We start from the raw sequence: 23,914 nt of genomic DNA, 5'->3' as shown, positions 1-23,914 counted from the left end.
GAGGATTCTATCAAGCCTAAAATAAAAAGCCCTTTCTCATAGGGCTTTTTTGTTCATCATTTGAAGGATTTGACTTTTTTCTTGCTCATTAATGACTCGCAGTTTCTGTAATATATGAGCATACAGTACTAATTTATTGTATATGCGTTCCGACATTCTCGTCCCCCTCTTTCCTCAAGTCAACTTTTTTTCATTGGTAAATTATATGAACAAGTTGGGAAAATGTGTCCATTTTTTTGCACAAATACAATTTTTCATGTGTAAATTCAATTTATATTTAACTAATCGTCCACCGAATATGATGTTTAGCGATCTCTTCTTCAAAACTATACGGCATTCTTTTATTACAAATTACATGTTGAATATGAGAAAACCCTGCAATTCGATAATTTCCTTTCACACTAATCTTCGTATGATCACAAAGAATGAATGTTTTTTCTGCTAATTGAATCATCGCCTCTGATAACTTCGCTTTTTCCAGTTCAAAACTTGATGCTCCGAAACTTGGTAATAATCCATCGATTGAAATAAAAGCCTTATGAAAATGGAATTGGCGAATCATCTGCTGTGAAATAGAACCTGATACACGAGAATGCTTTGGAGATACTTTCCCTCCAATAAAGAGTACTTCACCATGAAACATATTTTTATTAATAGAAGAAATCAATTGTGTTGCAACTGGAAAGGAACTTGTTACAATCGTTAAATTTTTCCGGTGTATGAGATAGGGAACCATTTGGAGTGGTGTACTTCCATCATCAATTACAATAACATCACCATCTTCCACAAACGTCGCTGCTTTATAGCCAATTCGCTTCTTCTCTTCTATATGTAACATTTCCCTTTCTAACATAGATGGTTCTGTACCTACTCCTGGCAATTGAACAGCACCACCGTACACCTTTTTTAACTTTTTTTCACGATCTAATTCTTCTAAATACCTGCGAATTGTTTCGGTTGATACAGAAAACTCTTTTGCTAGTTCGGACACTTTCACTTTTCCTTTAAACTCTACTTTTTCAAGAATAGTACGCTTTCTTTCTTCTCCAGCAACAGACATTCTTTCACCTCGTTTCTTTCACTTATATAGGCACCCTTTTCTCAGCTCTATATGCTGAATTCCTCTTATGCAAAATACGTTTTTTTCATTTCAAAAGATAAATATTGTATGAAATCTAAATGTGCTTCTCGACAAGTTTTACTTGCACGCTTAAACAAAATACTTTCATCCAATTACAACTCCTTCAGAAATACAATCTACTAATTGATGAATATCACTTTCATACACATCACCAATATTCCCAATTCGGAATGTATCTACCTTTGAAATTTTTCCGGGATAAATAACAAATCCATGCTCTTTTAACTCCTCATATAACTGCTGAAATGTAAAACCTTCCCCTGGATATAGAAAAGATGTAATAATAGGAGACTGATATGCTTCATCTAACAATGGCTCAAACCCAACTTCTCTCATTCTCTTCACTAATACTTGTTGATTGTTACGGTAACGGGTATTTCGCGCTTTCACTCCCCCCTCTTCTTCTAACTCGAGCAAGGCTTGATAAAATGCACGTACAGTATGAGTTGGCGATGTAAAACGCCACTTCCCATTTTGAAGTTCCATTGTTTCCCACTGGTCATAAAGGTCTAATGATAAAGAGCGAGCCCTTCCTTTACATTGTTCTAACTCCGTACGCTTTGCAATGACAAATCCAAATCCTGGAACACCTTGAATACATTTATTTGCACTACTAATCATAAAATCAATTTGTAAATCAGCAACATCCATTTCTACTCCGCCAAAACTACTCATAGCATCCACAATTGTAACTTTTCCATATTGTTTTCCTAACCGACATACATCAGCGATTGGATTGATTATTCCTGTTGTTGTTTCACAATGCACCACCGCAATATGCGTAATTTCCGAGTCTTTTTGCAATATCTCTTCTACTTCTGCAAGATTCGTTGGTTCCCATTCATTTGTATAACTCTCAACAACATTAATATGTAATGTTGTTGCTATTTGAACGATTCGCTTTCCATATGCTCCATTCGTACAAACAAGTAGCTTTCCTTCTTGTGGAATCACGGATCCAATAACTGATTCTACGGAGAATGTACCGCTTCCTTGCATGAAAACAGTTGTATAATATTCCTCTTCTTTCGTCGCCAATGATACAAGGCGTTTTCGTATTTCTTGTACTAACTCGTTATATTCTGTATCCCATGTGCACCAATCGTATAGCATTACTTCCTTGACGGTTTTTGTTGTTGTTAATGGCCCTGGCGTTAATAATAAATAGTGATGATTCTTCATAATTTATGCTCCTTTCAAGAAATGATAAATTCTTGTTTTTCGATATATTCGATTACTTGAGGTAACTCTTTCATTGTTTCGATTACATAATGAGCGCCGCTTTCGATAAATCGCTTTCGGACAACTTCCATTCTCTCTTGAAGTGCTACCAAATCCATACTTTCAACTTCTTTTTCTGTCAATCCAAGTTCACTGCTACCAAGAATGACACCAACCGTCCACATTCCTGCATTTCTTCCTTCTTTCATGTCCGAAATTGTATCTCCAACTTTCACCATATGCTTCATTGGGTATACATTAAGTTGCATCGCATTCTGATAACACATCCATGGATACGGACGGCCAGCTGGGACATCATCTGGTGTAACAAGATAATCTGGTTCATATCCTTGCGCTTTTGCTTCTCTTGCCACAATATCCATCATTTCTCTTGTATAGCCTGTTGTGGAACCAATTTTAATTCCTTGACTTCGTAAATAAGTCACTACCTCTTTCACTCCAGAAATCGGCGTTGCATAACGCGGTAAAATGGAAAAGAGAATCTCTTCAAACTCTTCATACATTTCCTGAACATCTGCTTCCGTTGGTAACTGTCCAAAAACTCGCTCCCATTCTCCACGTATACGAGGCATTTCTGTTAATGCACGAACGTGATCAATTTTTAGTAATCCCATCGGCCTTCGTGCCTCTTCAGCCGTAATCATAACACCACGATTTTTAAAAATTTCCATAAACACTTCAAGTGGTGCAAAACATCCATAATCAACTGTTGTACCAGCCCAGTCAAAAATAACAGCCTCAATTTTCATATAATGTCCTCCTTTTTATCTTTTCTGCCATAATGATGTTCGCCTGCGAACAGCCTTTGTTCCCCATTCATAAATCGCTCTCACGACAATATTCGTTACAACAATTAACACACTCATCGCCGCTGCCGGCGCCACGTTTCCAGCATCGTCCATATTTACAATTGAAACAGCTGCTAATTTAAAATCAGCCGCATATAAAAAGACAACTGCTGACACTGTGACCATTGAATTCACAAAATAATACATCACCATTTCTAAAATTGCTGGTAAACACATCGGTACGGTCACTTTAAAAAACATTTTGTAAAAAGGAATGCTCAGCGATTGTGAAACAAGCTCAAACTCTCGATCTAGTTTCTTTAATGCTGTCGTCGCTGTAACAAATGTTACAGCGTAAAAATGAATAATATTTACCAGTACAAGAAGCGCAATCGTGCCATATAAAGAATGAAACGGATTTGTTACTTCCCACCCTAAAAATTGAAGAGTAGGCTGACTAAAGAAAAAGACATATCCAAGCCCCAGCACTAACCCTGGAATAGCTAGTGGAATAATAGAGAAAAAATACCCCACTTTTCTAAAAAACGCTAACTGCTGAATTTTTTCAATGATGTAAGCAAATACAAAAGTGACAATTGCTCCAATGACAGCTGTAATACATGAAACGATTACGCTATTTTTAAAAGCTTCTATTCCATCTCCTGTTAAACTTGAAAAATTGAAGTGTTCTAGTGTAAATGTCATGTTATACGGCCATACTTTCACACTTGCTGCAACTCCAACCGCGACAAATAATAGAATAATCATTAACGTAATGACGGTGCAGTACATAAATGAAATGATATCTCTTGTCTTATTTGGCGTGATCCGGTATGGTACGGCTTTGGAAGATAAAAAGGTTTCCTGTTTTCTATGCGTAATCCGATCCACCATAAAAGCAAATATGGCTGGAAGTAACAATATCATTCCAACAGTTGCCCCCATCGGCATATTCTGTTGTCCAATGACTTGTTTATAAACATCCGTCGCAAGCACATTATACTGCCCTCCTACAATTTTAGGAGCGCCAAAATCAGTAAAACTCAGTGTAAATACAACGAACATAGCGCTAACTAATCCATATTTTACCCCAGGCAATGTAACAGAAAAAAACTGTTTCACCTTGCTCGCACCTAGCATATTTGATGCTTCATGTAATCGGTAATCAGCTCCTTGAAACGCAATGAACAAAATAAGGAACGCTTGTGGAAATGTGTAAATAACTTCAGCGATCGTAATTCCAACAGGACCATACAACGGAATCTGAATCCCTTCAAATAAACCAAATAGCCCCTTTGTTACTAATCCTTGATTTCCAAATAAATATGTAAGTGCGATACCATGCAACATCGTCGGCGCGAATAATGGTAACAATGCAATGTATTGAAATATTCGCTTCCCCAAAACGTTGGTCCTTGCAATTGCATAAGCATACATAAAAGCAAGTGTAACGGAAATTACTGTTGTCATTCCTGAAATCCAAACCGTATTCTGTAAAGATTGAATTAACGTTGGTGTTGTAAAATATTTACTAAAATTTGCAACGCCAACAAATGTACCATCTTTATCATAGAAAGCTTGTGTAAACAGTTGTAGCAGCGGTAAAACGAGCATGATTAGAAAGGCTACAAGCACGCCAAAAATGAGCAACCTTTGTAACCCCTCTTCCTTCCCAATACTTCGCTTGACTTTTTTTTCAGAAATTTCTATTTTGTGATTTTCTAACATGTCCATCTAAACAACGACCTTCTTTCCATACGACAGCATATGCTTCTCTGAAAAAGTGATTTGTAAAGTCGTCCCTTTTTGAATGCGCTGTTTTTCGGCTACAGACGCTAATATATCAACAACAACTCTCTCATTATAAAGATGTGTCTCCTCTTCGATTACACGTACTTCCGCTCGATATACAGATCCTCGAAATTCCATATTTTCGACAACTGTTTTCAATCCATTCTCCTTCACAACCATTATATGTTCAGGACGAATGGCTTGACTTCTATCATTTTGCGAAAAGAAATTGATAGAACCAATAAAGTCTGCTACAAACGGATTAGCTGGTTTTTGATAAATCTCCTCTGGTGTTCCAATTTGCATAATCTCAGCATGATTCATGACAACAATTTTATCAGCCATTGTCAATGCTTCTTCTTGATCATGTGTCACCATAATTGTTGTCACACCTACTTTTTCTTGCAATTCTCGCATTTCCCTGCGCAATTTCTCACGCACTTTTGCATCAAGTGCAGACAATGGCTCATCAAGCAACAGAATATCTGGAGACAGCGCAAGTGCGCGTGCAAGTGCCACTCGTTGCTGTTGTCCACCAGACATTTGAGCAGGATATTTATCTTTCACATTCAACAAATCAACAAGCTCTAATGCCTCTATTGCTTTTCGCTTGATTTCTAGTTTTGGATATCGTTTCGCTTTCAAACCATACTCAATATTTTCAAGTGCAGTTAAATTCGGAAATAACGCATAGGATTGAAAGACCATTCCTACATTTCGTTTTCCAGGAGGCAACGCCGTTATATCTTTTCCGTTAATCGTAATACTACCTACTGTAGGTTCTTCTAAACCAGCCAAAATTCGAAGTAATGTCGTTTTCCCGCAACCACTCGGTCCAAGTAAACAAACAAATTCATTCTTTTTCACTGTAAAAGAAATATCTTTTAATGCCGTAAATGTATCAAACTGTTTTTGAATATGTTGAATGGATAAATATTCGCTCATTTTCTTCTCTCCCACTTACTTTTTCGCTTCTGCTTTTTGTCCAAACTCTTTTTCCCAGCGCTCTAAGATTTTATCTCGATTTTCAGCAACCCATTTAAAATCATTCTCTCTATACAACTTATCGGTCACATTTTTTGGAAAACCATCTGGAAGTTTATAATCATTTTTAATTGTTGCAAATCCATTTTTCTCAAAATATAATTTCATAACATCATCTGTAATGGCCCAGTCTAAAAAGGCTTTGGCAAGCTTTTCATTTTTAGCGTCCTCTTTCTTAATGAGTGCATTTGCTTCTACTTCCCAGCCTAGACCTTCTTTTGGAAGAACGACTTCAATCGGAGCACCTTTTTGTTTCTCCTTCAAACCGCTATAAATCATAGATACACCGACAGGATGCTCCCCAGCACCTGCTAATTTTGCCGGTTTTGAACCAGAATGCGTATAAGTTGCTATATTCTCATGAAGTTTCTTCATGTAAGCCCATCCCTTCTCTTCACCCATGATTTGCAACCATGCAGACACTGTTAGAAATCCTGTGCCTGAAGAAGCTGGGTGCGGCATCACAAGCGTTCCTTTATATTCTGGTTTTGTTAAATCTTCGTATGATGCTGGCATCGGTAATTTTTTCTTTTTCAATTCCTCTTTATTCACTGCAATGCCTGTCATAAAAGCTGTATTTCCAACCCATTTCTCCGGCTTTTTATCATCTTTAAATTGAGGAAGAACACGATCTACACCTTTTGGAGAATACTCTTTTAACATTTCTTTCTTATCTAAAGCAAGAAGACTAGACGCTGCCATTCCCCATACGACATCCGCATTTGTATTTTTTCCTTCTGCTAACAATTTCGCTGTAATAACTCCCGTTGAATCACGAACGATATTTAATTTCACATCCGGATATTTTTTTTTAAAAGAGTTAAGATAAATTGGTACAAGTTCTTCTTCAATCGCTGTGTAAACAGTTAATGTCCCAGACAATTTATCATCCTTTGCTTTCGCATCAGCAGTGGCTTCTTTTTTTGCAGCTCCACAGCCCATTAATAAAGAAAATGTCATCGCCGCTGTCACCGCTTTACAAAACATTTTTTTCACTGTTTCCCTCTCCTTTAACTTTTCTTATGTACAATTCAAATATAAACTATTAGTGTAAAAGGAGTATTAAACCAACATTAATCTTTTGTTTGTTGTGTCTATTTGTGCAATACGTTGCTACTTCAATGTTCTTCCGGACTTTTTCGTCAATTTAAAACAATAAATTTACAAATAATTAAAAAAACATTTAAAATCCCACAAAAAAATGAGGCATTTGTAAAAAATGTCCCATAATAAAAACAATATTTGTAAAAGAGCCCACCCACGGCAGGCTCTTAAAAGTCCAATTCATAAGCACTACGAATCAACAGAGGATAAACCTCCACTAATTAAAGTGTCGCTTTATTTTTGCTTCCCTTTTTTTGAATTACGATTCGCATATTTCGCTGGATTTTCATTTTCATATTCTAATGCAAACTCTGCATCGGGCAAACTTTCTTTTGGTGTTTTATTATGATTGACTGCTGCATGTTGTTTTACTTTTCGCTTTACCATACATTTCAGCCTCCTTATGAAAAGTCTTTACTCTAATAGATTAAGGAGACTACTTCATTTTATAACTGGGAAGTGTTAACATGTACAAAATACTATACTCGCGGAAATACTATATATGATTGTGCTCATTATAAAAAAAGGAAGGATTACTTTGAAGAAAGCATCAAAAATTCAATCACCAATTTTAGACGAAACGCTTCCGCATCAAATAAACTTTCCGTCCTATAAAGGAAGCGGAAAAAAGATGCAAGAGCCTTTTACTAATCAATATGGTGTTGTCATTGGGGACAGTCAATACAATTCACCAAACAGTCCTCTTAATCATTGGAGCGATGACATTGACCCTGCTATTATGGCCGGTGAAGAGTGGATCCACCCAACGAATGACATCGGATGGATTTCAGAAGAAAACCAAAAGTTATTAAAAAATAAAACCCAAAAAACAGAAGATATATTTATGCATCCACAATTTGGGATTCACGATTAAAAAAACCATTCTGCCTCCTTAGGTAGAATGGTTTCAAGTTATCCAATGATAATTCGTTCTTTCGGATATTTATAGCGTGGCGGCTGTTCTCTTCCACCGCTTGCTAAAATAAAGGTTAAAATCCCTACACGTCCAATAAACATAAGAACAATTAGGACACATTTTCCAACAGTTGTTAAATCTGATGTGATACCAGTCGATAAACCGGTCGTTCCAAAGGCTGAGCAAACTTCAACAATTAATTTCATAAGTGGTGCTGTTTCTGTAATAGATAAAATAAATAATGCTGAGGCACATAATAAAATGCCCATCGTCATCACAACAGATGCTTTTAAAATATCTTCCTCATGTAATTGGCGTTTAAAAATACGCACCGTTCTTCCACCTTTTGCAAATGAATATAAAGAAAGAATGTTAACTGCAAAAGTTGTTGTACGTATTCCCCCTCCAACTGAACTTGGCGAAGCACCGATAAACATTAACACACTCATAAATAGTAGTGTTGGTTGTGACAAGTCCCTTATATCCATTGTCGCTAATCCACCACTTCTTGTCGTTACAGATTGAAACAATGCATAAAACAATGTTTCATGCCATGACTTTCCCGTGAAAAATCGGCCCTGCTCTAATAAAATAATGACGATCGTACCAACAACAATAAGCGCAAAAAATGTCGTAGTCGTTAATTTTGTAAATAATGAAAAGCGGAACAATTGATGTTTCCTCTTACTTATGTACTGCTTTATTTCCATTAATACCGGAAAACCGATTGCTCCTAAAATAATCAATAGCATATGAATGATTTGTACAATATAATCCTTTTGATAAGGGATAAGCGATTGACCTGTTAAATCAAACCCACCATTTGTTGTCGCACTAATTGCAGCAAAAAAACCATGAAAATAGGCTTCTTGCCATGTTGAAAAATAATTTAAAAATCTCGTTCCTAAAAGAAGCGCACCGACGAGTTCTATTGAAATAATGACAATCAAAATAGATCGCATCAATTCAACAAGGCCAGATAAATTTCCTTGGTTATGGTCGGCCATAATTAATCGTCTACGTTGTAAACCAATTTTTTTACCTGTTAAAATCCAAAGAAACGTTCCAAGCGCCATAATTCCTAAACCGCCTAATTGTAAAACGAACGCTAAAACAATAATACCCACTGTATTAAATGTATCGGGAATTGAAACAACCGAAAGCCCTGTAACACTTACAGCACTAACCGATGTAAACAACGCATCTATAAACGTCCACTTTACCCCCGGTTTAATAACAAAGGGCATACTTAAGAGAATTACCGAGACAATGACTGCTATAAAATAAAAGAAAACGATAAGCTGCACTGGTCGTAATTTTTGTAAAAATTTCTTTATACCTTTCATTCCATCACTTCGCTACCTTTTTTCCATCAATTAAATAAAGAAAAATTATTTTCCTCTCCCTGTTTGTTCCTAATATACGTAGTACATCTCTACTGCACCGCGACTAACAATAAACACATCACATATCATATCATTTTCCAATAGCGAATAACAAGGTATACTCTTTCCTTTACTTCAAAACAAATTCTCACTTTTGCCGTTTTTTGATTATACTTCTATATTCGTTTCGTTCCTTTCATCCCGCTATTTTAGGACAGTAAAGCTCTCATAGTAAAAGTAAAGAACCACATGCTAATGTAAAATACTTCACTGTTCATCATGTCATAGAAAAAATCCAGCTAGCTACCGTTAGCTGGATTTTTTCACTTTATTGAGAGCGCTCTTCAAGCCACTCCCCAATGGTTGGATATGTTTGTTTTACAGCTGTTCCACCATATACGATAGACATATGTCCTGTCGGCAAGCAAACATATTGTTTATCCACACTAGAAATATGTTCTAACAATGCTTCTACTTGACACGGTAAAGCAATGTGATCACGTCTAGCAGAAATGTTTAATACATTTGCCTTAATGTTTTTTAAATCCACTTTTTGTCCTCGAATAACAAGCTCACCTTTTACTAGTTTATTCTTTTGATAAAAGTCACGAATCCATTGTCTATATGCTTCTCCTGGGAATGGAATTCCATCTCCCACCCATTTTTGAACCAGCTTCCAGCTTGTTACAAACTTTTCGTTTTCTGATCGATCCAGTAATGCTACATACGGCCCTACAAAATTTGTAACTGGTTTTAACATTTTATTTCCGAAATCAATCATCTCTGGAGGTATATTTCCAAATGTATCAACAGCTTTATCTAAGTTAAAATATTTTTCATCTAATAAAGGACCATATAATCCTGTATTAGAAAAATCAAACGGACTTGTCATAAAAATTAAATTGCGAATCGGCATGTGCGGATGAAGTGCTGCATAAATAGAAGTTAACGTTCCGCCCATGCAATAACCTAATAAAGAAATCTCGTCCGATTTTGCAGTTCGCATTACCTTCTTCACTGCTTTTGCAATATAGTCGAATACGAAATCATCAAATTTCAAATGACGATCCTCTAAGCCAAATGTTCCCCAGTCTAACATATACACATCAAAACCACGATCTACTAAATATTCTACCAAGCTGTTTCCTGGTGTTAAATCCATAATATACGGCTTATTGATTAAAGCATATATTAATAAAATAGGAACTGAATGTGTCGTTTCCTGCTTTGGAATATAACGATATAATTTCGCTTTGTTCTTTGTCCAAATGACCTCTTTCGGCGTTAAACCAACTTGCGGTTCCGGTTCGCGCAATAAAACCTCACTTGCTCTCTTCAAACGACGATATGCATTTCGATACTCTTCTGGGTATAACTCCAATTGTTTTTCCCATTCAGTTACGAATGTAGTCATTTTTCTATCTCCCTTTTCGATTAATTTCCTTCTTCAAAAAAGAAGTGCACTCCTGCTATGGATATGCACTTTTTTCTCGCTTCATTACATATATAATCCGCCATTAATATTTAATTGCTGCCCTGTAATATATGCTCCATCTCGGCACAGATACACAACGCCTTTCGCAATTTCATCCGCTTGTCCAAATCGTTTCTTTGGAATCTTTGCAACGATTTGCTCACGAACATTTTCCGGTACTTCTGCAACCATCTCAGTATCAATAAAACCTGGGCAGATTGCATTTACTGTTACATTTGTTTTCGCAAGCTCTAACGCTAACGATTTGGTAAATCCTATCATACCTGCTTTCGCAGCGGCATAGTTCGTTTGACCGAATCCGCCTGCTTGTCCAATAATAGAAGAAATACTAATAATCCTTCCACCTTCAGACTCTGTTATGTAAGGAAGCGCTGCGCTTGTTGTGTTGAATACACTACTTAAGTTCACATCAATGACGCGCTCCCAATCTTCACGATTCAACTTTTTAAACGTACGATCTCTTGTAATACCAGCATTATTAACTAAAATATCTACTTTACCAAAGTGATTCACAGTTTCATCTACAAGGCGCTTTGCATCTTCTAACTTTGAAACATCAGCTTGAACTGCATATACATCATGACCCTCTGTTCCTAGCTCATTTACAAGATTTTCAGCTGCTTCTTTACTGCTATTGTAATTCATAACAACCTTTACTCCTTCTTTTGCTAAAGCCACCGTAATTGCTTTCCCAATTCCTTTTGCTCCGCCTGTTACAATTGCAACTTTTCCATTTAATTGAGTCATTTCTTTTCCCCCTTTAATGAATTGTGAACAATAGTTAATAACTCCATTTGGTACTTATTCAAAAAATCCTATATATAGTATGTTTTCGCCGTTTACACAATCTCAAGAAAGTTCTCCCCATCTTTTTTGAAATTGATAAACAAGGCGCCTATTCCTTATTTTTTATTTTCTGGTTTCACTTGTGCTTTTGTCTCTTCCTTCACAGGGTCTTGTAATTTTGCTAATGTTTCATTTTGTTTTTCTAATAATTCTAAAATTTTATCAACTTTATTTTCTAAAGTTCGAATGTCTTGTTTCACTTTTGTCACATCACGTTTTAGCGTAGGAGGTTGGCCTAAAGTTTCTGCTTTTTCCTCTAGAATTTCCTCAATGTTATCAACCTTATTTTCCAAGTTAATAACAAGTGTTGCTACCCTAGCAATGTCTTCTTGAGTCGGTATGTTTACTTTTTCTAAATAGCCCTTCGTTACATCATTTAACATTTTCTGATAAAACAAGTTCAAATCTAGAACGCTTCCCATCCAAGCAGAATACTCTTCTGTTTTGATTGTTTCATTTAATGCTTTTCCCCAAAACGTTTCTGTTTTTTCATAAACCTCTTTCCATGTTTGCAGTGGATCAAATTTTTGATCAATCACTTCTCCTACACTCCTTTATTCGTTTTTGAAACAATTCAACCTATTCACTATTTTCTGATATTATGAAAAAAACTTCAAGTCTGTATTTTACTTTTTTATTCCAATAAATGTATTGACATGAGAAACAGATAGGTGTAAATTGCACTTATAAGCAAAAAATTCCATCTAACTGATTCATGAGGTGATGTACAATCATGCTACATAATGAACCAGACCAACAAGAAAGTATTGAAAAAATCTCAGCAAAACAACCAAACTCCATGCCAAAAAACTTCTTAGTTCCCTTCTTACTTCTCTGTCTGAAAGACTGGAGTCTTCACGGTTACAAACTCATTCAAATGCTAATGGACATCGGCTTTTCTTCTATCGATCAAGGTAATGTTTATCGAACATTACGCAAATTAGAAAAAGAAAATCTTATTTCTTCAACTTGGGATACAAGTGAAGGAGGGCCAGCAAAACGTATCTACTCTTTAACGGAATATGGAGAGCAATATTTAGCAACATGCGCGACCTCTTTTGAACATTACCAAAATATGTTGCGAACATTTTTCACTTTATACACCAATGCATTCTTTCCGTTTTCTACTTCTCCAGACAAGGATGAAAAAAATTCTTCATCTTCACCTGGTGGTACAGCAGAATAATCTGCGTTCACAATATGTAAAAAAACATTTGGAGGTCAAACTATGGAAACTAAACCATATGAACTTATCGATGCATTTTGGAAAAATTGGTCACATTCGCTTTCCCTTTTTTCTTCAGCGGGAAAACAATTAGAACAACTTACATTAGAAATATTAAAACAACAACAAGACGCTTTGCATAAACTAACAGCAGGAGTTGACGAACTAGAAAAAGAACTTCAACAATTCACTGCTCAATGGAACAGCCAATATACAGAATATGTGAACCAACTTACAGGCAATTCTCTAAATGATCAAATTCATGAGTGGCAAGAAAAATGGAATGAACTCTCTAACCACATTCATCAACTTACTGTTTCTCCTACAAAAACATCACTGTCTATTCTTACACAAACAAGCGGTCAATTCGAGGAAACAACAAAACAATTTATTGAGCAACATCAACTTCAGCGTGAGGAACTTCAAAAACAATTAGATGATTTTTTGACGGAGTTCAAGTCTACACAACTGGAACTTGTAAAAAAGTTCGAGGAAAACTCCAAAAATCTATTTACTTCCATCAAATAAGAAAAATGTGGCAGCTTACTGCTAAACAAACAAAACTCTTTCTTCCTCCTATTGCATCTAGATGGCTTACATTTTTCGATATGGAAAAGAAGGAGGATCACATGAATCTATTTCAAGAAGCACAATCCGTTCAAGAGCTTCAGTACGATGAGATTCAAGTTGGCGATCAAGCTTCATTAACCAAAACGATTACAAATGAAGATATCCTTGCTTTTGCAAAATTAACTGGGGACGTCAACCCCATTCATATTCTAGATTCCTTTGCAAAAACAACAATCTTCAAAGAGCGTATCGCACATGGAATGCTTGTTTCAGGTTTTATTTCTACTGTTCTCGGTACGCAATTGCCAGGTAAAAATACCATCTATTTATCGCAAAATGTTTCATTTCGTGCACCTGTAAAAATTGGTGATACATTACGCGTTATAGTAGAAGTGATAAAAAAACGTGATGATAAAAAAATCATTACATTGCAAACAAACATATATAACCAATCAAATGTTATTGTTGTCGAAGGAACTGCAACGATACTCAAAAAGGAGTAGCAAATGAGCTACTCCTTTTGTATATCCAAGAACTACTAATCCCTCCGATTACTTCCGCGTATGACTGGCGCTATAACACATACAATAACGATACCAGTTACCAAACTGGATTATAGACAAGGATGTGTGTATAAATGGTAAAAACAAATAAATTACTTGTTCCTGGTGCTGAACAAGCGCTGGAACAATTCAAATACGAAATTGCGCAAGAGTTCGGCGTAAACTTAGGATCGAATACAGTTGCTCGTGCTAATGGATCTGTCGGTGGCGAAGTAACAAAACGTCTTGTTTCTTTAGCACAACAACAATTGCGTGGATAATTTTATACTGTTTGGATTTAGAAGGCAGAGATTCTGCCTTTTTCTTTTTAGACATACATTATATTTCTTCTTCACATACTACAGAGAGCACACTGAAAGGACAGATGTACATGAAACAGATTAATATGAAAATGAGCCCACCTCGTGTACTCATTTTATCTTTTATAATGCTCTCCATTGCTGGAACATGCTTATTAAAACTCCCCGTTTCAACAACAACTTCTATTTCATGGCTAGATGCTTTATTTACAACTGTTTCTGCCTGTACCGTTACTGGACTAGGTGTTGTAGATACAGGGAAAATATTCACTACATTTGGACAATGTGTCATTTTATTTCTCATTCAAGTCGGTGGACTAGGTATTATGAGCTTTGCCGTATTCATTGCGATTATGTTAGGAAGAAAAATTGGACTTCAAAACCGAATATTACTCCAACAAGCATTAAATCAAACGAATATTGGCGGTGTAATCGGCCTTGTCAAATCTTTGTTTATATTTTCGTTTACAGTTGAGTGTATCGCAGCTCTTTTTCTTTCGTTCGAATGGATTCCTAAATATGGTATAAAGAAAGGGGTCTATTATAGTTTGTTTCACTCCATTTCTGCATTTAATAATGCCGGTTTTTCCATCTGGAGTAACAATTTAATGTCTCAATCTCACAGTATTCTTGTGAATATTGTTATTTCGACTTTAATTATTTTAGGAGGGATGGGTTTTACAGTCATCGTGGACATAAAACGAAAAAAGAGTTTTAAAACACTGACCTTACATTCTAAACTTATGCTCTCTTCTACTCTTATAATTAATATTATTGCAACACTTTTAATTTTTATATTTGAATTTCATAATTCTATCTCCATGAAAGGATTTACACCATTTGAAGAAACATTAGCTGCCTACTTTCAAGCCATTTCGACACGCACTGCTGGTTTTAATACAGTTGATATCGCACAGCTCTCCACCCCCTCTCTTTTACTCATGATGCTACTTATGTTTATCGGGGCTGGTAGTGCATCTACGGGAGGTGGTATTAAATTAACAACCTTTTTAATTATGTTATTTGGTGTATTTAAGTTCCTTCAAGAACAAGATGATATTGTTATTTTTAAAAAATCGATAAAAGATACTCTTATCGTTAAATCTTTAACAATTACTGTCATATCCATTTCATTTATTTTCTTTTCCATACTTATTTTAAGCATTACTGAACAAACCCCTCTTTTCATGAGTGCATTCGAAGTTTTTTCGGCATTTGGAACCGTTGGATTAAGCATGGGACTTACACCGCAGCTAACGGTCATTGGAAAATTTATTATTATATTTATGATGTTTTTTGGAAAGATGGGTCCACTAACACTAGCCTTTTCCTTTGCACGTAAAAAGCAAAAAAAAATAAAATATCCAAACGAAGATCTTTTAACAGGTTGACAACCAATTCCATCCCTCATATAATATAACTACAATAACATATCTCCAAAGGGGAGTAGCGTCCAAGAAATAATTCTTGGAAACAAAGTCGTCATTACGTAGAACTTAGTTCTTCCGGCTTTGTTGGCATTTTCATTACATATGTCTAGCAAGACCTTTGCCTACCAACGGCAGAGGTCTTTTTTGCATTCTTTTCCAGATTCTTCTACCGCTGATAGGTAGGAGTATGGGGAAACTAAACTGTGGGGATTTTCGTCACTCGTTTAGGATTTATACAAATGAGAGGAGAATGTGTATGGATGTATCATTACTTTTGGAGTACAGCTGGGTATTACTTATTTTAATTGCATTAGAAGGGATTTTAGCAGCAGATAATGCACTTGTTCTTGCCATTATGGTAAAACATTTACCCGAAGAAAAACGAAAAAAAGCATTATTTTATGGATTAGCTGGTGCTTTCATATTTCGCTTTGGATCACTGTTTATCATTTCTTTCTTAGTTGATGTATGGCAAGTGCAGGCGCTAGGTGCCATTTATTTAATGTTTATTGCAGGTAACCATTTGTTCAAAACTTATATGAGAAAGCATACAAATGAAGAAACGAAGAAAAAAGATGCAAACATAAAGAAAAAACAAGAAAACTTTTGGTGGACGGTATTTAAAGTCGAAGTTGCTGATATCGCATTTGCAGTTGATTCTATTTTAGCTGCTGTTGCATTGGCAATGACTTTACCAAAAACAGGATTAGGTACAATCGGTAGCCTCGATACTGGTCAATTCCTTGTTATTTTTGCCGGCGGTATAATTGGTCTAATCATTATGCGATTTGCTGCTTCTGCTTTCGTACACTTATTAAAACGGAAGCCAGGACTAGAAACAGCTGCCTTCTTGATTGTTGGTTGGGTTGGGGTAAAACTTGCTGTTTACACATTAGCACACCCAACTTTAGGGATTCTCCCTCATTCATTCCCTGAATCTGCTCCATGGAAAATTGGATTCTGGATTGTACTAGTTGGAATTGCAGCTGGTGGTTGGTTCTTCTCCAAAGATACAAAAACAAACACTATACAAAAGAATTTTGATGAAAAAGCGTTGTAATCACAGCGCTTTTTTCATTTATTATACAAGCTTACCCTTCCTACTTTCTCACATAAAGCGCAACTGGAATCAATGGCAATTGTCTCCTATCCTCAACTGACTATGAGCCCTCACTATTCATCTGAATGTCCGCAAATAGTGAATAAATTACATATTAATCCCTATACTCTTTGTTTTAATATGTGTCCCTTTTGTGAAACGTTTCACAATTTTGTTGAAAATGGAATCGAATCCATGTACTTTATTCATATAAAGAGTATTTACACAAAGGAGCGCAATTATTATGCTAGAACACGGATTGACTTACGTTGTAAAACTTGCTCAGAAAAAAAAAGAAATGCTAGACACAAATTTAATGCAATACTTCATTCGTGCTGCACTTGCTGGCGTTTATATCGGCTTTATTATTGTACTATGTTTTAAATTAGGTAATTTCTTCAGTATAGAAAATTCTCCGGCAACTTATTTAGCTGCTTCTATGTTTTTCGGTATTGCACTCGTATTAATCATATACGGTGGCGCTGAATTATTTACAGGAAATACAATGTATTTTACAGTCTCCACTTTAAGAAACAAAACAACTATTTCCGATACATTTCGTAACTGGATTACTTGTTATGCAGGCAATTTAGCAGGGGCATTATTTTTTGCATTATTATTTTATGCAACTGGAATTTTTGAAACAATCGATCATGAACATTTGATGAATAAAGTTGTGGAAATCAAAATGGGAACACCTACCATTCAGCTTTTCTTTAAAGGTATTTTATGTAATTGGCTTGTCTGTTTAGCTTGTTTTCTTCCGTCTCAAGTGAAAGGTGATACAGCCAAAATTCTTGTTATGATGTTCCTTGTTTTTACTTTTTTCCTATCCGGTTATGAGCATAGCATTGCAAACTTATCATTATTTGCATTATCTTTACTATCACCACACTCTGATACAATTAGTTTTGCTGGTGCCATTCACAATTTAATTCCCGTAACACTCGGGAACATCATTGGCGGATCCGTCTTTGTAGGTATGGTATATCATTATTTAACAAGCGGAACAAAAAAAGCTGGTAAAGTTGCTCCTCAAGAGGAAATCATTCCTTTACAAGCTCATATGAAACATTAATGAAAGGGCTGTCCCAAAAGCTCCTTTCAATGACTAACCCCCCACAGAGAAAATGTACTTTCTCTGTGGGGGGGTGTTATTTTTTTGATTTCCTTCCTCAAACAAGCTGTTTTTTTCGCCTGTTTGAGGAAGTTGTAGCCTATGGCAATCAGTTCGTACTAATGCCTAGTCTTGCCTCTGAAACCAAGTCCTAAATATTTAAAATAAAAGCCGATGATCCCCTAACGTACAGGAAATCGGCTTTTTCTATGTGAAAAATTGCTTAGGATACGAAATTCGCGTTTTGTTGATACTCCCCCACTTTCATACTATTTTATTGCGATCGTTTTTTGATCTCCGTCAATAACAGTTAATATATTTTGTTTAATCGTTATTAAAACTTCTATACTACGTAAAAAAAATTCATTCTCATTAATTGCATGTAATTCCATTGGCATTGTATTTGGTAAATATATATATAAGCGATTATTGGGTTGTAATACCACCTCAATCGCATATTCAGGATTCTCTTGTAAATAGTATTTTCCCACATATCCTTCCAATAATTCAGTTGATAAATGTATAGCTTTCAGTTGCTTAGGTTTTTTTGGTAAGATTAATTCATTTGTTTTTAGTGCCTTTTCAATCGCTTCTTCAATCGCTTGTTCGTAGGTTAATCCTTGCTCTTTACTACGTAAAAAGACAAAGATTGTTTTAGATTGAAGAAAAATTTTAAAGGTGGCTGCATAGCCTGGCCAACCACCAGTATGGGACACGCATGTTCCCAGTTGTTCATCTTCATATATCATCCATCCCATACCGTAAGGAAAAGATTGTTCTGCCGAAAGAGTTGATGGAGTAAAAGCTTGTTCAAGCAATTCTTTATTCCAAAGTTGCGCACAAATGACAGCACGCCCTAATTTCCATAAGTCCTCCACCGTTGAATAAATTCCTCCATCACCGGTAATATAATCTAAACAAACAGTATCCCTAGTTTCTTCAAATTCAACAGGCCTAATATGTTTGCCACTATAAACATCATATACATATCCTTGTGCAATTTCACAAGGATATTCCTCTATAAAAGTAGTTGAAGTTACTGTTGTATGTTTCATATTTAATGGATTAAAGATCGCTTCAGTCATATACTTAGAAAAACTCTTATTCGTAACACGCTCAATCAACAGGGATAATAATACATACCCTGTATTGCTATATACCATTTGTTCACCTGCTTCAAAGAGCCGAGGTGGTGCATATTGAGTTAAGAGTTGTAGCACATCTTCATTTGAAGCAAATGTTGATTCGTTCCAATGATCAGCAAACAATTCTATATAATCAGGTAAACCTGATGTGTGTTGTAAAAGGTGGCGTACAGTAATATTATCATAAGGTAAATTTGCAAACCATTTGTTAATATCATCATCTAATTTGATTTTATTTTCTTGCACTAATAGTAAAATACCTAATGCTGTTAGGGGTTTTGATACAGAAGCTAAGTTAAAACGTTGCTTGAGTTTCATTGGAGCATGTGTTTGAATAGAAGCTTCTCCATAGGCACCTTGTAATAGAATTTTTTATCTTGTGCAAGCAATATCGTGCCATTAAACGTATTTTCAATCTGTTTTTTCCCCTTATTCCAATCCATCATAGTCAATTTCCTCCTCAGAAATTCATTGTAAGCGCAAAAAATTGAGATACATGGTCGATTTGTGAAATTTTTTATAAATTGACGTGTTCTAGTTTAACTTATGGCCTCACTCACTAGCATTCTCCAAATAATTCGGTACAAATTTACGCTTATACAATTCATTCTACAGTAAAAAATATGCAACTAACTGAAATAATATTTTGTAGATGTTAGTAACGGTGGTAAACTCCCTTATAACAACAGTTCCAAATTCCCCGAAAATAACAGCCAATAGTTTCAAAACGATAATGATGGAGTAGAGAAGCTATGGTCAAGATTGGGGAATTTTGCAGGATAAAGATTCCGTTCCAAATAACTGGAATCTTTAATTGTCTTCTTGTATATTTAAATTTAGAGGGAATAACCGATAGAATATTCAAAATTTTCAAGAAAGAAGGGTTCAATATGCCATATTGCAAAGTTAAACAAGCCGACATTTACTATGAAGATATAGGGAAAGGAAAACCAATTTTAATGGTACATGGCTATGCACCTGATCATCGATTAATGAGTGGTTGTATGGAACCTATATTTACTAAAAGAGATGGATGGCGACGTATTTATATCGATCTACCTGGAATGGGAGTAACAAAAAACTATGACGAAATAAGTTGCTCTGATGAAATGTTGAATGCTGTTTTAGATTTTATTCAAGCCGTTCTCCATGATCAAGAATACATAATTGCTGGTGAATCTTACGGCGGCTATATAGCTAGAGGACTTATCGAAAAACAAAAAGAACGAATACTCGGAGCAGCATTTATATGTCCTGTTATTATCCCTCTGAACGAAAATAGAGCCGTTGAGAAACATAGAGTCTTGAAAACAGATGCTAAATTTATTGAAAGTTTATCGAAAGAGGAATTAGAACATTTCAAAAGCAATCAAGTTGTACTTGATGAGTATAATTGGTTGCGTTACAAAAATGAAATTGTTGCAGGCTGTAAAATTGCAGATGAAAAGTTTTTAAATAGAGTTAGGAATAAATATGAGTTTTCATTTAAAGTTGATCAATCTAATTTTGATAAGCCCAGTATATTTCTTTTAGGAAGACAAGACGCTTCTGTTGGATATAAAGATGCCCTTAACATTTTACATAAATATCCAAGAGGAACATTTGCCGTATTGGATACAGCTGGACATAATTTACAAATAGAGCAACCACAACTTTTTAACACTCTAGTAAATGAATGGCTGGACAGAATTGAAGAAGTTTATCATTAATATTCTTTTATTTTAAAAACTTTTTCATTGAGTTCTTGATAATAAAAGAAAGTATTCATTTCATCCCAATTTCTTATTTATATTAGAGGGCTCGCCCCGTTGCCATCAACTTAAGAAATTAATTATTCCCAAAAATGAACTTCATTTTTAAACTATAAAAATATGATCGTATAGGTTTCAATTCAGGTAATTCTCGCAATGGTTCGTATTCTCGTACCTGACACACCGAGTATGGAGAGTTACACTTACAAATACCGCGCGTGATCTAACGGCGAATTTAAGCAACAGACAGTGGCACCATATCAGCGCTCAAATGATACGCGAAACGCGACTGTGATTCATCTCTTTCCAAAAGGAATTACAAGGACAGAAATTGCACGTTTAATCGAGAAAATGTACGGTCATCATTACACGCCTCAAACGATTTCAAATATGGCGAAATCTGTTTCTGAACAAGTTAAAGCGTTTCATCAACGACCTTTACATACTCGCTATATATGTGTGTATATAGATACAACCTATATCGCTGTTGGTATTTGTGAAGATAAATCAAAAGAAGTGCTTGCGTACACGATTGCGCCAACTGAATCAGCGTATAACTGGCAAGAGCTTTTAGAAGAACTCAAAGATCGTGGTGTAAAGGATGTCCTTCTGTTTATTTCAGATGGCTTCAAAGACATGGTAGATGCCATCTCAAACGTATTTTCAAGAGCCAAATATCAATCTTGTTTAGTCCATATAGCCCGCAATTTATCACACAAAATTCGTAAGGCGCGTGCTGCATCGTTAACGATGTTGGAAGAATTTGAAGAGGAAGGACACAGCATCGTGAAATTTTATTTATTGGCAGGGCTAGCCCTGCCAATAAATAAAATCGATCCTTCGAGCAAAGCTTATATTTATACTAAAAGTGACGTTCTATCCAAAAAGGTTGAAAATGCATTTACACAAAAATATTGACGCTCCCAGTGGGAGATCGGGGCATATAAAACTTCAACATTATTAATACGTTTTCTTTTAAAATATAAATAGTTAAACATATGAAAAAACTTCGATTGTTATATCATCCCTTATTTCTTAAATACAGGTGCTATTTTATCAATGCGGTTTGTCCAAATTCCACCTGTATAATCGTCAGGAAGACGTTTTATATCTTCAGATGAGTCAAATCCACTTGAAAATCCAAATCCATTTCCTCCTACAACGATAACTCGAGTACCTGCTTTATCCATTCGATTAAGAAAACGATTTGGCCATCCCCAAAGCCAAGGAGCTACTTTGTCTGGTATATGTAATTCTCCATGCTTCAGGCTTGAAGGTATGTAGCCAGTCCACCCTAATGCAATATAAGTAAGAAGATCCTTTTTCATGGTTGCTTTTGACATTGTTCGTAAACTAGGGATACGCTCTTTTATCGCAGCAATTGGTTTATCACCGCCATATACAGTTAGTTGATCAAGGCGTTTCGCTGGTAGTTTCTTGAGGTAAGCCGCCAATTGGTTTCCTTCATTTTCATCATCACTTTTAATATGAATAAGAAAAGAACGATCTGGAAAATGGTGAAGTACTTCATCAAGTGTTGGCATAAGATTAATCCCTTTACCACGAAACGGGAATGTTTTACCCCCATCAGCTGTATAACCGTAACCAATATCAAGTGCTTGTAATTCTTTTGTTGTAAAATCTCTTGTAACACCTTTACCATTAGTACGGCAATCAAGAGTCCAGTCATGAAAAATAACAAAATTATTATCTTTAGTTGGTTGAACATCAAACTCTACTAGATCAGCTCCAGCTTTAAATGCCGCTTCCATAGATGGAATTGTATTTTCTAAATAAGGATGTTCAGGTTTATCTATACGTTCTGCTGTACATGTATCATCCTCAATCCCTTCCATGCTAAATGTTTGCGAAAGTCCTCGGTGAGCAAGAAGAAGAGGAGTCCCCTCGGCCCTCTTAGCCAAAAGAGAACTGTTATTTACATAAACAAATACAAATAGGATAAGAATTATCCAAGTCGTTTTACGTTTCAGTAACCGTTTTATTTTATTCATTGTATTCTCCTCTTAAATACTAGTTAAAATCCTTTAAACAATGTTCGTCATTTAAATACTGGTAAATGTTACAACCAATCATATTTTATTGCAATGGATATGATTGGTTATTAAAGAATTGATATGCAATTCAGCAATGTGCCCCCGCCTTATTCCAAAAATTTTATAGCGACATAACAGATTGTCCCAAGTGCAATAAAAGGGCCAAACGGCAAGGGATCTCTTATATTCATTCGCTTAAATAGGAAACAAATTCCTAAAAAGCAAAGACTGGAGCAAGAAGCAATACAAAGCGTAATCAAAATCCCTTTTATTCCTAGTACAAATCCAAGTAGAGATAACAATTTCACATCGCCACCTCCAAGACCATTTGGATATATCATTCGGAGTATATACAATACGCAAAATATAATTCCTCCACCAAGCACACTATCCAACCAAAAAATAAACGGGCTTATCATATATTCGATAAGAAAAATACAACTAAAACTAAGTAATACAGCATTGGGAATCATCATATAAAAAAGATCCGTAAGCGTAATCATAACAAGTAAAGAAAAAAGTGTACAAATGACAATCAATTCTTGCCCCACTCCCACCATGCATACTGAAATAAGAAATAAACTTCCCGTTATCAATTCAACTATCGGATAAGTATAAGGTATTTTCCTTTTACAATGTTTACAACGACCGCTTTGCATACAAAAAGACAAAATGGGAATCAGTTCTTTAGGCTGCAATCTATGCTGACAATGAGGACAATATGAGCGCGGAGTAATGATAGATTCTCCCCTTGGTACACGAAGAGCCACCACAAGGTAAAAGGATCCGAGCACGATTCCTGTTACAAATGCATATATATATAACAGCACTACTTCCTCCCCCTTTCTCCCCAAAATATATCAAAGAGAGTGCGATCTTGCTAATTACTGTTTTCTTAAGTCCACTAAA

At 35.6% G+C, this 23,914-nt stretch carries 23 protein-coding genes, 1 pseudogene and 1 riboswitch; of the genes and pseudogenes, 10 read left to right on the top strand and 14 right to left on the bottom strand.

What is annotated here, in order from left to right; translation table 11 throughout:
* Positions 1–277 precede the first annotated feature (277 nt).
* The 7 genes from MR056_RS03945 to MR056_RS03915 all read right to left on the bottom strand — a co-directional run bounded on the left by MR056_RS03945 (position 278) and on the right by MR056_RS03915 (position 7,497).
* Positions 278–1,060, bottom strand: coding sequence for a DeoR/GlpR family DNA-binding transcription regulator (locus MR056_RS03945; protein ID WP_011984132.1), 783 nt, complete (start codon positions 1,058–1,060; stop codon positions 278–280).
* A 165-nt stretch (positions 1,061–1,225) separates the two neighbouring features.
* The gene (phnW, locus tag MR056_RS03940; RefSeq protein ID WP_011984131.1) at positions 1,226–2,323 is read right to left on the bottom strand and encodes a 2-aminoethylphosphonate--pyruvate transaminase; all 1,098 of its coding nucleotides are present in this window, start codon (positions 2,321–2,323) and stop codon (positions 1,226–1,228) included.
* Positions 2,324–2,337: 14 nt separating this feature from the next.
* The gene (gene phnX / locus MR056_RS03935) at positions 2,338–3,132 is read right to left on the bottom strand and encodes a phosphonoacetaldehyde hydrolase (RefSeq protein WP_011984130.1); all 795 of its coding nucleotides are present in this window, start codon (positions 3,130–3,132) and stop codon (positions 2,338–2,340) included.
* A gap of 15 nt (positions 3,133–3,147) precedes the next feature.
* The gene (locus MR056_RS03930; protein WP_048722409.1) at positions 3,148–4,905 is read right to left on the bottom strand and encodes a putative 2-aminoethylphosphonate ABC transporter permease subunit; all 1,758 of its coding nucleotides are present in this window, start codon (positions 4,903–4,905) and stop codon (positions 3,148–3,150) included.
* Positions 4,906–5,907: an ATP-binding cassette domain-containing protein gene (locus tag MR056_RS03925; RefSeq protein ID WP_011984128.1), complete on the bottom strand. Its 1,002-nt coding sequence runs from the start codon at positions 5,905–5,907 to the stop codon at positions 4,906–4,908.
* A 15-nt stretch (positions 5,908–5,922) separates the two neighbouring features.
* Positions 5,923–7,002, bottom strand: coding sequence for a putative 2-aminoethylphosphonate ABC transporter substrate-binding protein (locus MR056_RS03920; RefSeq protein ID WP_048722406.1), 1,080 nt, complete (start codon positions 7,000–7,002; stop codon positions 5,923–5,925).
* A 342-nt stretch (positions 7,003–7,344) separates the two neighbouring features.
* Positions 7,345–7,497 (bottom strand): hypothetical protein, encoded by a 153-nt coding sequence (locus MR056_RS03915; protein WP_011984126.1) that lies wholly within the window; start codon positions 7,495–7,497, stop codon positions 7,345–7,347.
* Between the two features lie 151 nt (positions 7,498–7,648).
* Between MR056_RS03915 and MR056_RS03910 the strand changes: the two genes are divergently transcribed.
* Positions 7,649–7,984 carry a DUF3905 domain-containing protein gene (locus MR056_RS03910; RefSeq protein WP_011984125.1) on the top strand — a complete coding sequence of 112 codons (336 nt, stop codon included), beginning with the start codon at positions 7,649–7,651 and terminating at the stop codon, positions 7,982–7,984.
* 38 nt (positions 7,985–8,022) lie between these two features.
* On the opposite strand, the gene MR056_RS03905 is transcribed toward MR056_RS03910, so the two are convergent.
* From MR056_RS03905 to phaR, 4 genes are all read right to left on the bottom strand, one after another.
* Positions 8,023–9,372, bottom strand: a complete 1,350-nt coding sequence (locus MR056_RS03905; protein ID WP_048722404.1) for a TrkH family potassium uptake protein — start codon at positions 9,370–9,372, stop codon at positions 8,023–8,025.
* Positions 9,373–9,739: 367 nt separating this feature from the next.
* The gene (phaC, locus tag MR056_RS03900; protein WP_048722401.1) at positions 9,740–10,825 is read right to left on the bottom strand and encodes a class III poly(R)-hydroxyalkanoic acid synthase subunit PhaC; all 1,086 of its coding nucleotides are present in this window, start codon (positions 10,823–10,825) and stop codon (positions 9,740–9,742) included.
* An 84-nt stretch (positions 10,826–10,909) separates the two neighbouring features.
* Complete coding sequence (locus MR056_RS03895) at positions 10,910–11,653, bottom strand: acetoacetyl-CoA reductase (protein ID WP_011984122.1); 744 nt, start codon at positions 11,651–11,653, stop codon at positions 10,910–10,912.
* Positions 11,654–11,808: 155 nt separating this feature from the next.
* Complete coding sequence (gene phaR, locus MR056_RS03890) at positions 11,809–12,291, bottom strand: polyhydroxyalkanoic acid synthase subunit PhaR (RefSeq protein ID WP_048722399.1); 483 nt, start codon at positions 12,289–12,291, stop codon at positions 11,809–11,811.
* A 194-nt stretch (positions 12,292–12,485) separates the two neighbouring features.
* Here phaR and phaQ point away from each other — a divergent pair, with 194 nt between their 5' ends.
* The 7 genes from phaQ to MR056_RS03855 all read left to right on the top strand — a co-directional run bounded on the left by phaQ (position 12,486) and on the right by MR056_RS03855 (position 18,016).
* Positions 12,486–12,938: a poly-beta-hydroxybutyrate-responsive repressor gene (gene phaQ / locus MR056_RS03885; RefSeq protein ID WP_011984120.1), complete on the top strand. Its 453-nt coding sequence runs from the start codon at positions 12,486–12,488 to the stop codon at positions 12,936–12,938.
* 42 nt (positions 12,939–12,980) lie between these two features.
* Positions 12,981–13,505 carry a polyhydroxyalkanoic acid inclusion protein PhaP gene (gene phaP, locus MR056_RS03880; protein WP_011984119.1) on the top strand — a complete coding sequence of 175 codons (525 nt, stop codon included), beginning with the start codon at positions 12,981–12,983 and terminating at the stop codon, positions 13,503–13,505.
* Positions 13,506–13,606: 101 nt separating this feature from the next.
* Positions 13,607–14,050 (top strand): MaoC family dehydratase, encoded by a 444-nt coding sequence (locus tag MR056_RS03875; RefSeq protein WP_011984118.1) that lies wholly within the window; start codon positions 13,607–13,609, stop codon positions 14,048–14,050.
* Between the two features lie 134 nt (positions 14,051–14,184).
* Positions 14,185–14,370, top strand: coding sequence for an alpha/beta-type small acid-soluble spore protein (locus MR056_RS03870; protein WP_011984117.1), 186 nt, complete (start codon positions 14,185–14,187; stop codon positions 14,368–14,370).
* 110 nt (positions 14,371–14,480) lie between these two features.
* On the top strand, positions 14,481–15,800 hold the full coding sequence (locus MR056_RS03865) for a TrkH family potassium uptake protein (protein ID WP_048722395.1): 1,320 nt from the start codon (positions 14,481–14,483) through the stop codon (positions 15,798–15,800).
* 38 nt (positions 15,801–15,838) lie between these two features.
* A riboswitch (yybP-ykoY riboswitch) is annotated at positions 15,839–16,013 on the top strand.
* 82 nt (positions 16,014–16,095) lie between these two features.
* Positions 16,096–16,899, top strand: coding sequence for a TerC family protein (locus MR056_RS03860; RefSeq protein WP_011984115.1), 804 nt, complete (start codon positions 16,096–16,098; stop codon positions 16,897–16,899).
* 283 nt (positions 16,900–17,182) lie between these two features.
* On the top strand, positions 17,183–18,016 hold the full coding sequence (locus tag MR056_RS03855; protein ID WP_011984114.1) for a formate/nitrite transporter family protein: 834 nt from the start codon (positions 17,183–17,185) through the stop codon (positions 18,014–18,016).
* A gap of 308 nt (positions 18,017–18,324) precedes the next feature.
* Here MR056_RS03855 and MR056_RS03850 read toward each other — a convergent pair whose 3' ends face one another.
* Complete coding sequence (locus MR056_RS03850) at positions 18,325–19,569, bottom strand: serine hydrolase domain-containing protein (protein WP_265183403.1); 1,245 nt, start codon at positions 19,567–19,569, stop codon at positions 18,325–18,327.
* Between the two features lie 521 nt (positions 19,570–20,090).
* Here MR056_RS03850 and MR056_RS03845 point away from each other — a divergent pair.
* Both MR056_RS03845 and MR056_RS03840 read left to right on the top strand, forming a co-directional pair.
* Entirely contained in the window at positions 20,091–20,909 is an 819-nt protein-coding gene (locus tag MR056_RS03845) for an alpha/beta fold hydrolase (protein ID WP_011984109.1), read from the top strand.
* A 138-nt stretch (positions 20,910–21,047) separates the two neighbouring features.
* A pseudogene (locus tag MR056_RS03840) lies at positions 21,048–21,677 on the top strand (IS256 family transposase); the annotation flags it as partial.
* A 302-nt stretch (positions 21,678–21,979) separates the two neighbouring features.
* Here MR056_RS03840 and MR056_RS03835 read toward each other — a convergent pair.
* Together MR056_RS03835 and MR056_RS03830 are read right to left on the bottom strand one after the other, a co-directional pair.
* Positions 21,980–22,963 (bottom strand): glycerophosphodiester phosphodiesterase family protein, encoded by a 984-nt coding sequence (locus tag MR056_RS03835; RefSeq protein WP_011984107.1) that lies wholly within the window; start codon positions 22,961–22,963, stop codon positions 21,980–21,982.
* A gap of 149 nt (positions 22,964–23,112) precedes the next feature.
* On the bottom strand, positions 23,113–23,835 hold the full coding sequence (locus tag MR056_RS03830) for a prepilin peptidase (protein ID WP_048722387.1): 723 nt from the start codon (positions 23,833–23,835) through the stop codon (positions 23,113–23,115).
* Positions 23,836–23,914 lie beyond the last annotated feature (79 nt).

Source organism: Bacillus cereus group sp. BfR-BA-01360, from assembly GCF_022663595.1.
GTDB lineage: Bacteria > Bacillota > Bacilli > Bacillales > Bacillaceae_G > Bacillus_A > Bacillus_A cytotoxicus.
Note: the sequence above shows the minus strand (reverse complement) of the source record. Positions and strands in the feature narration are given on the sequence as shown.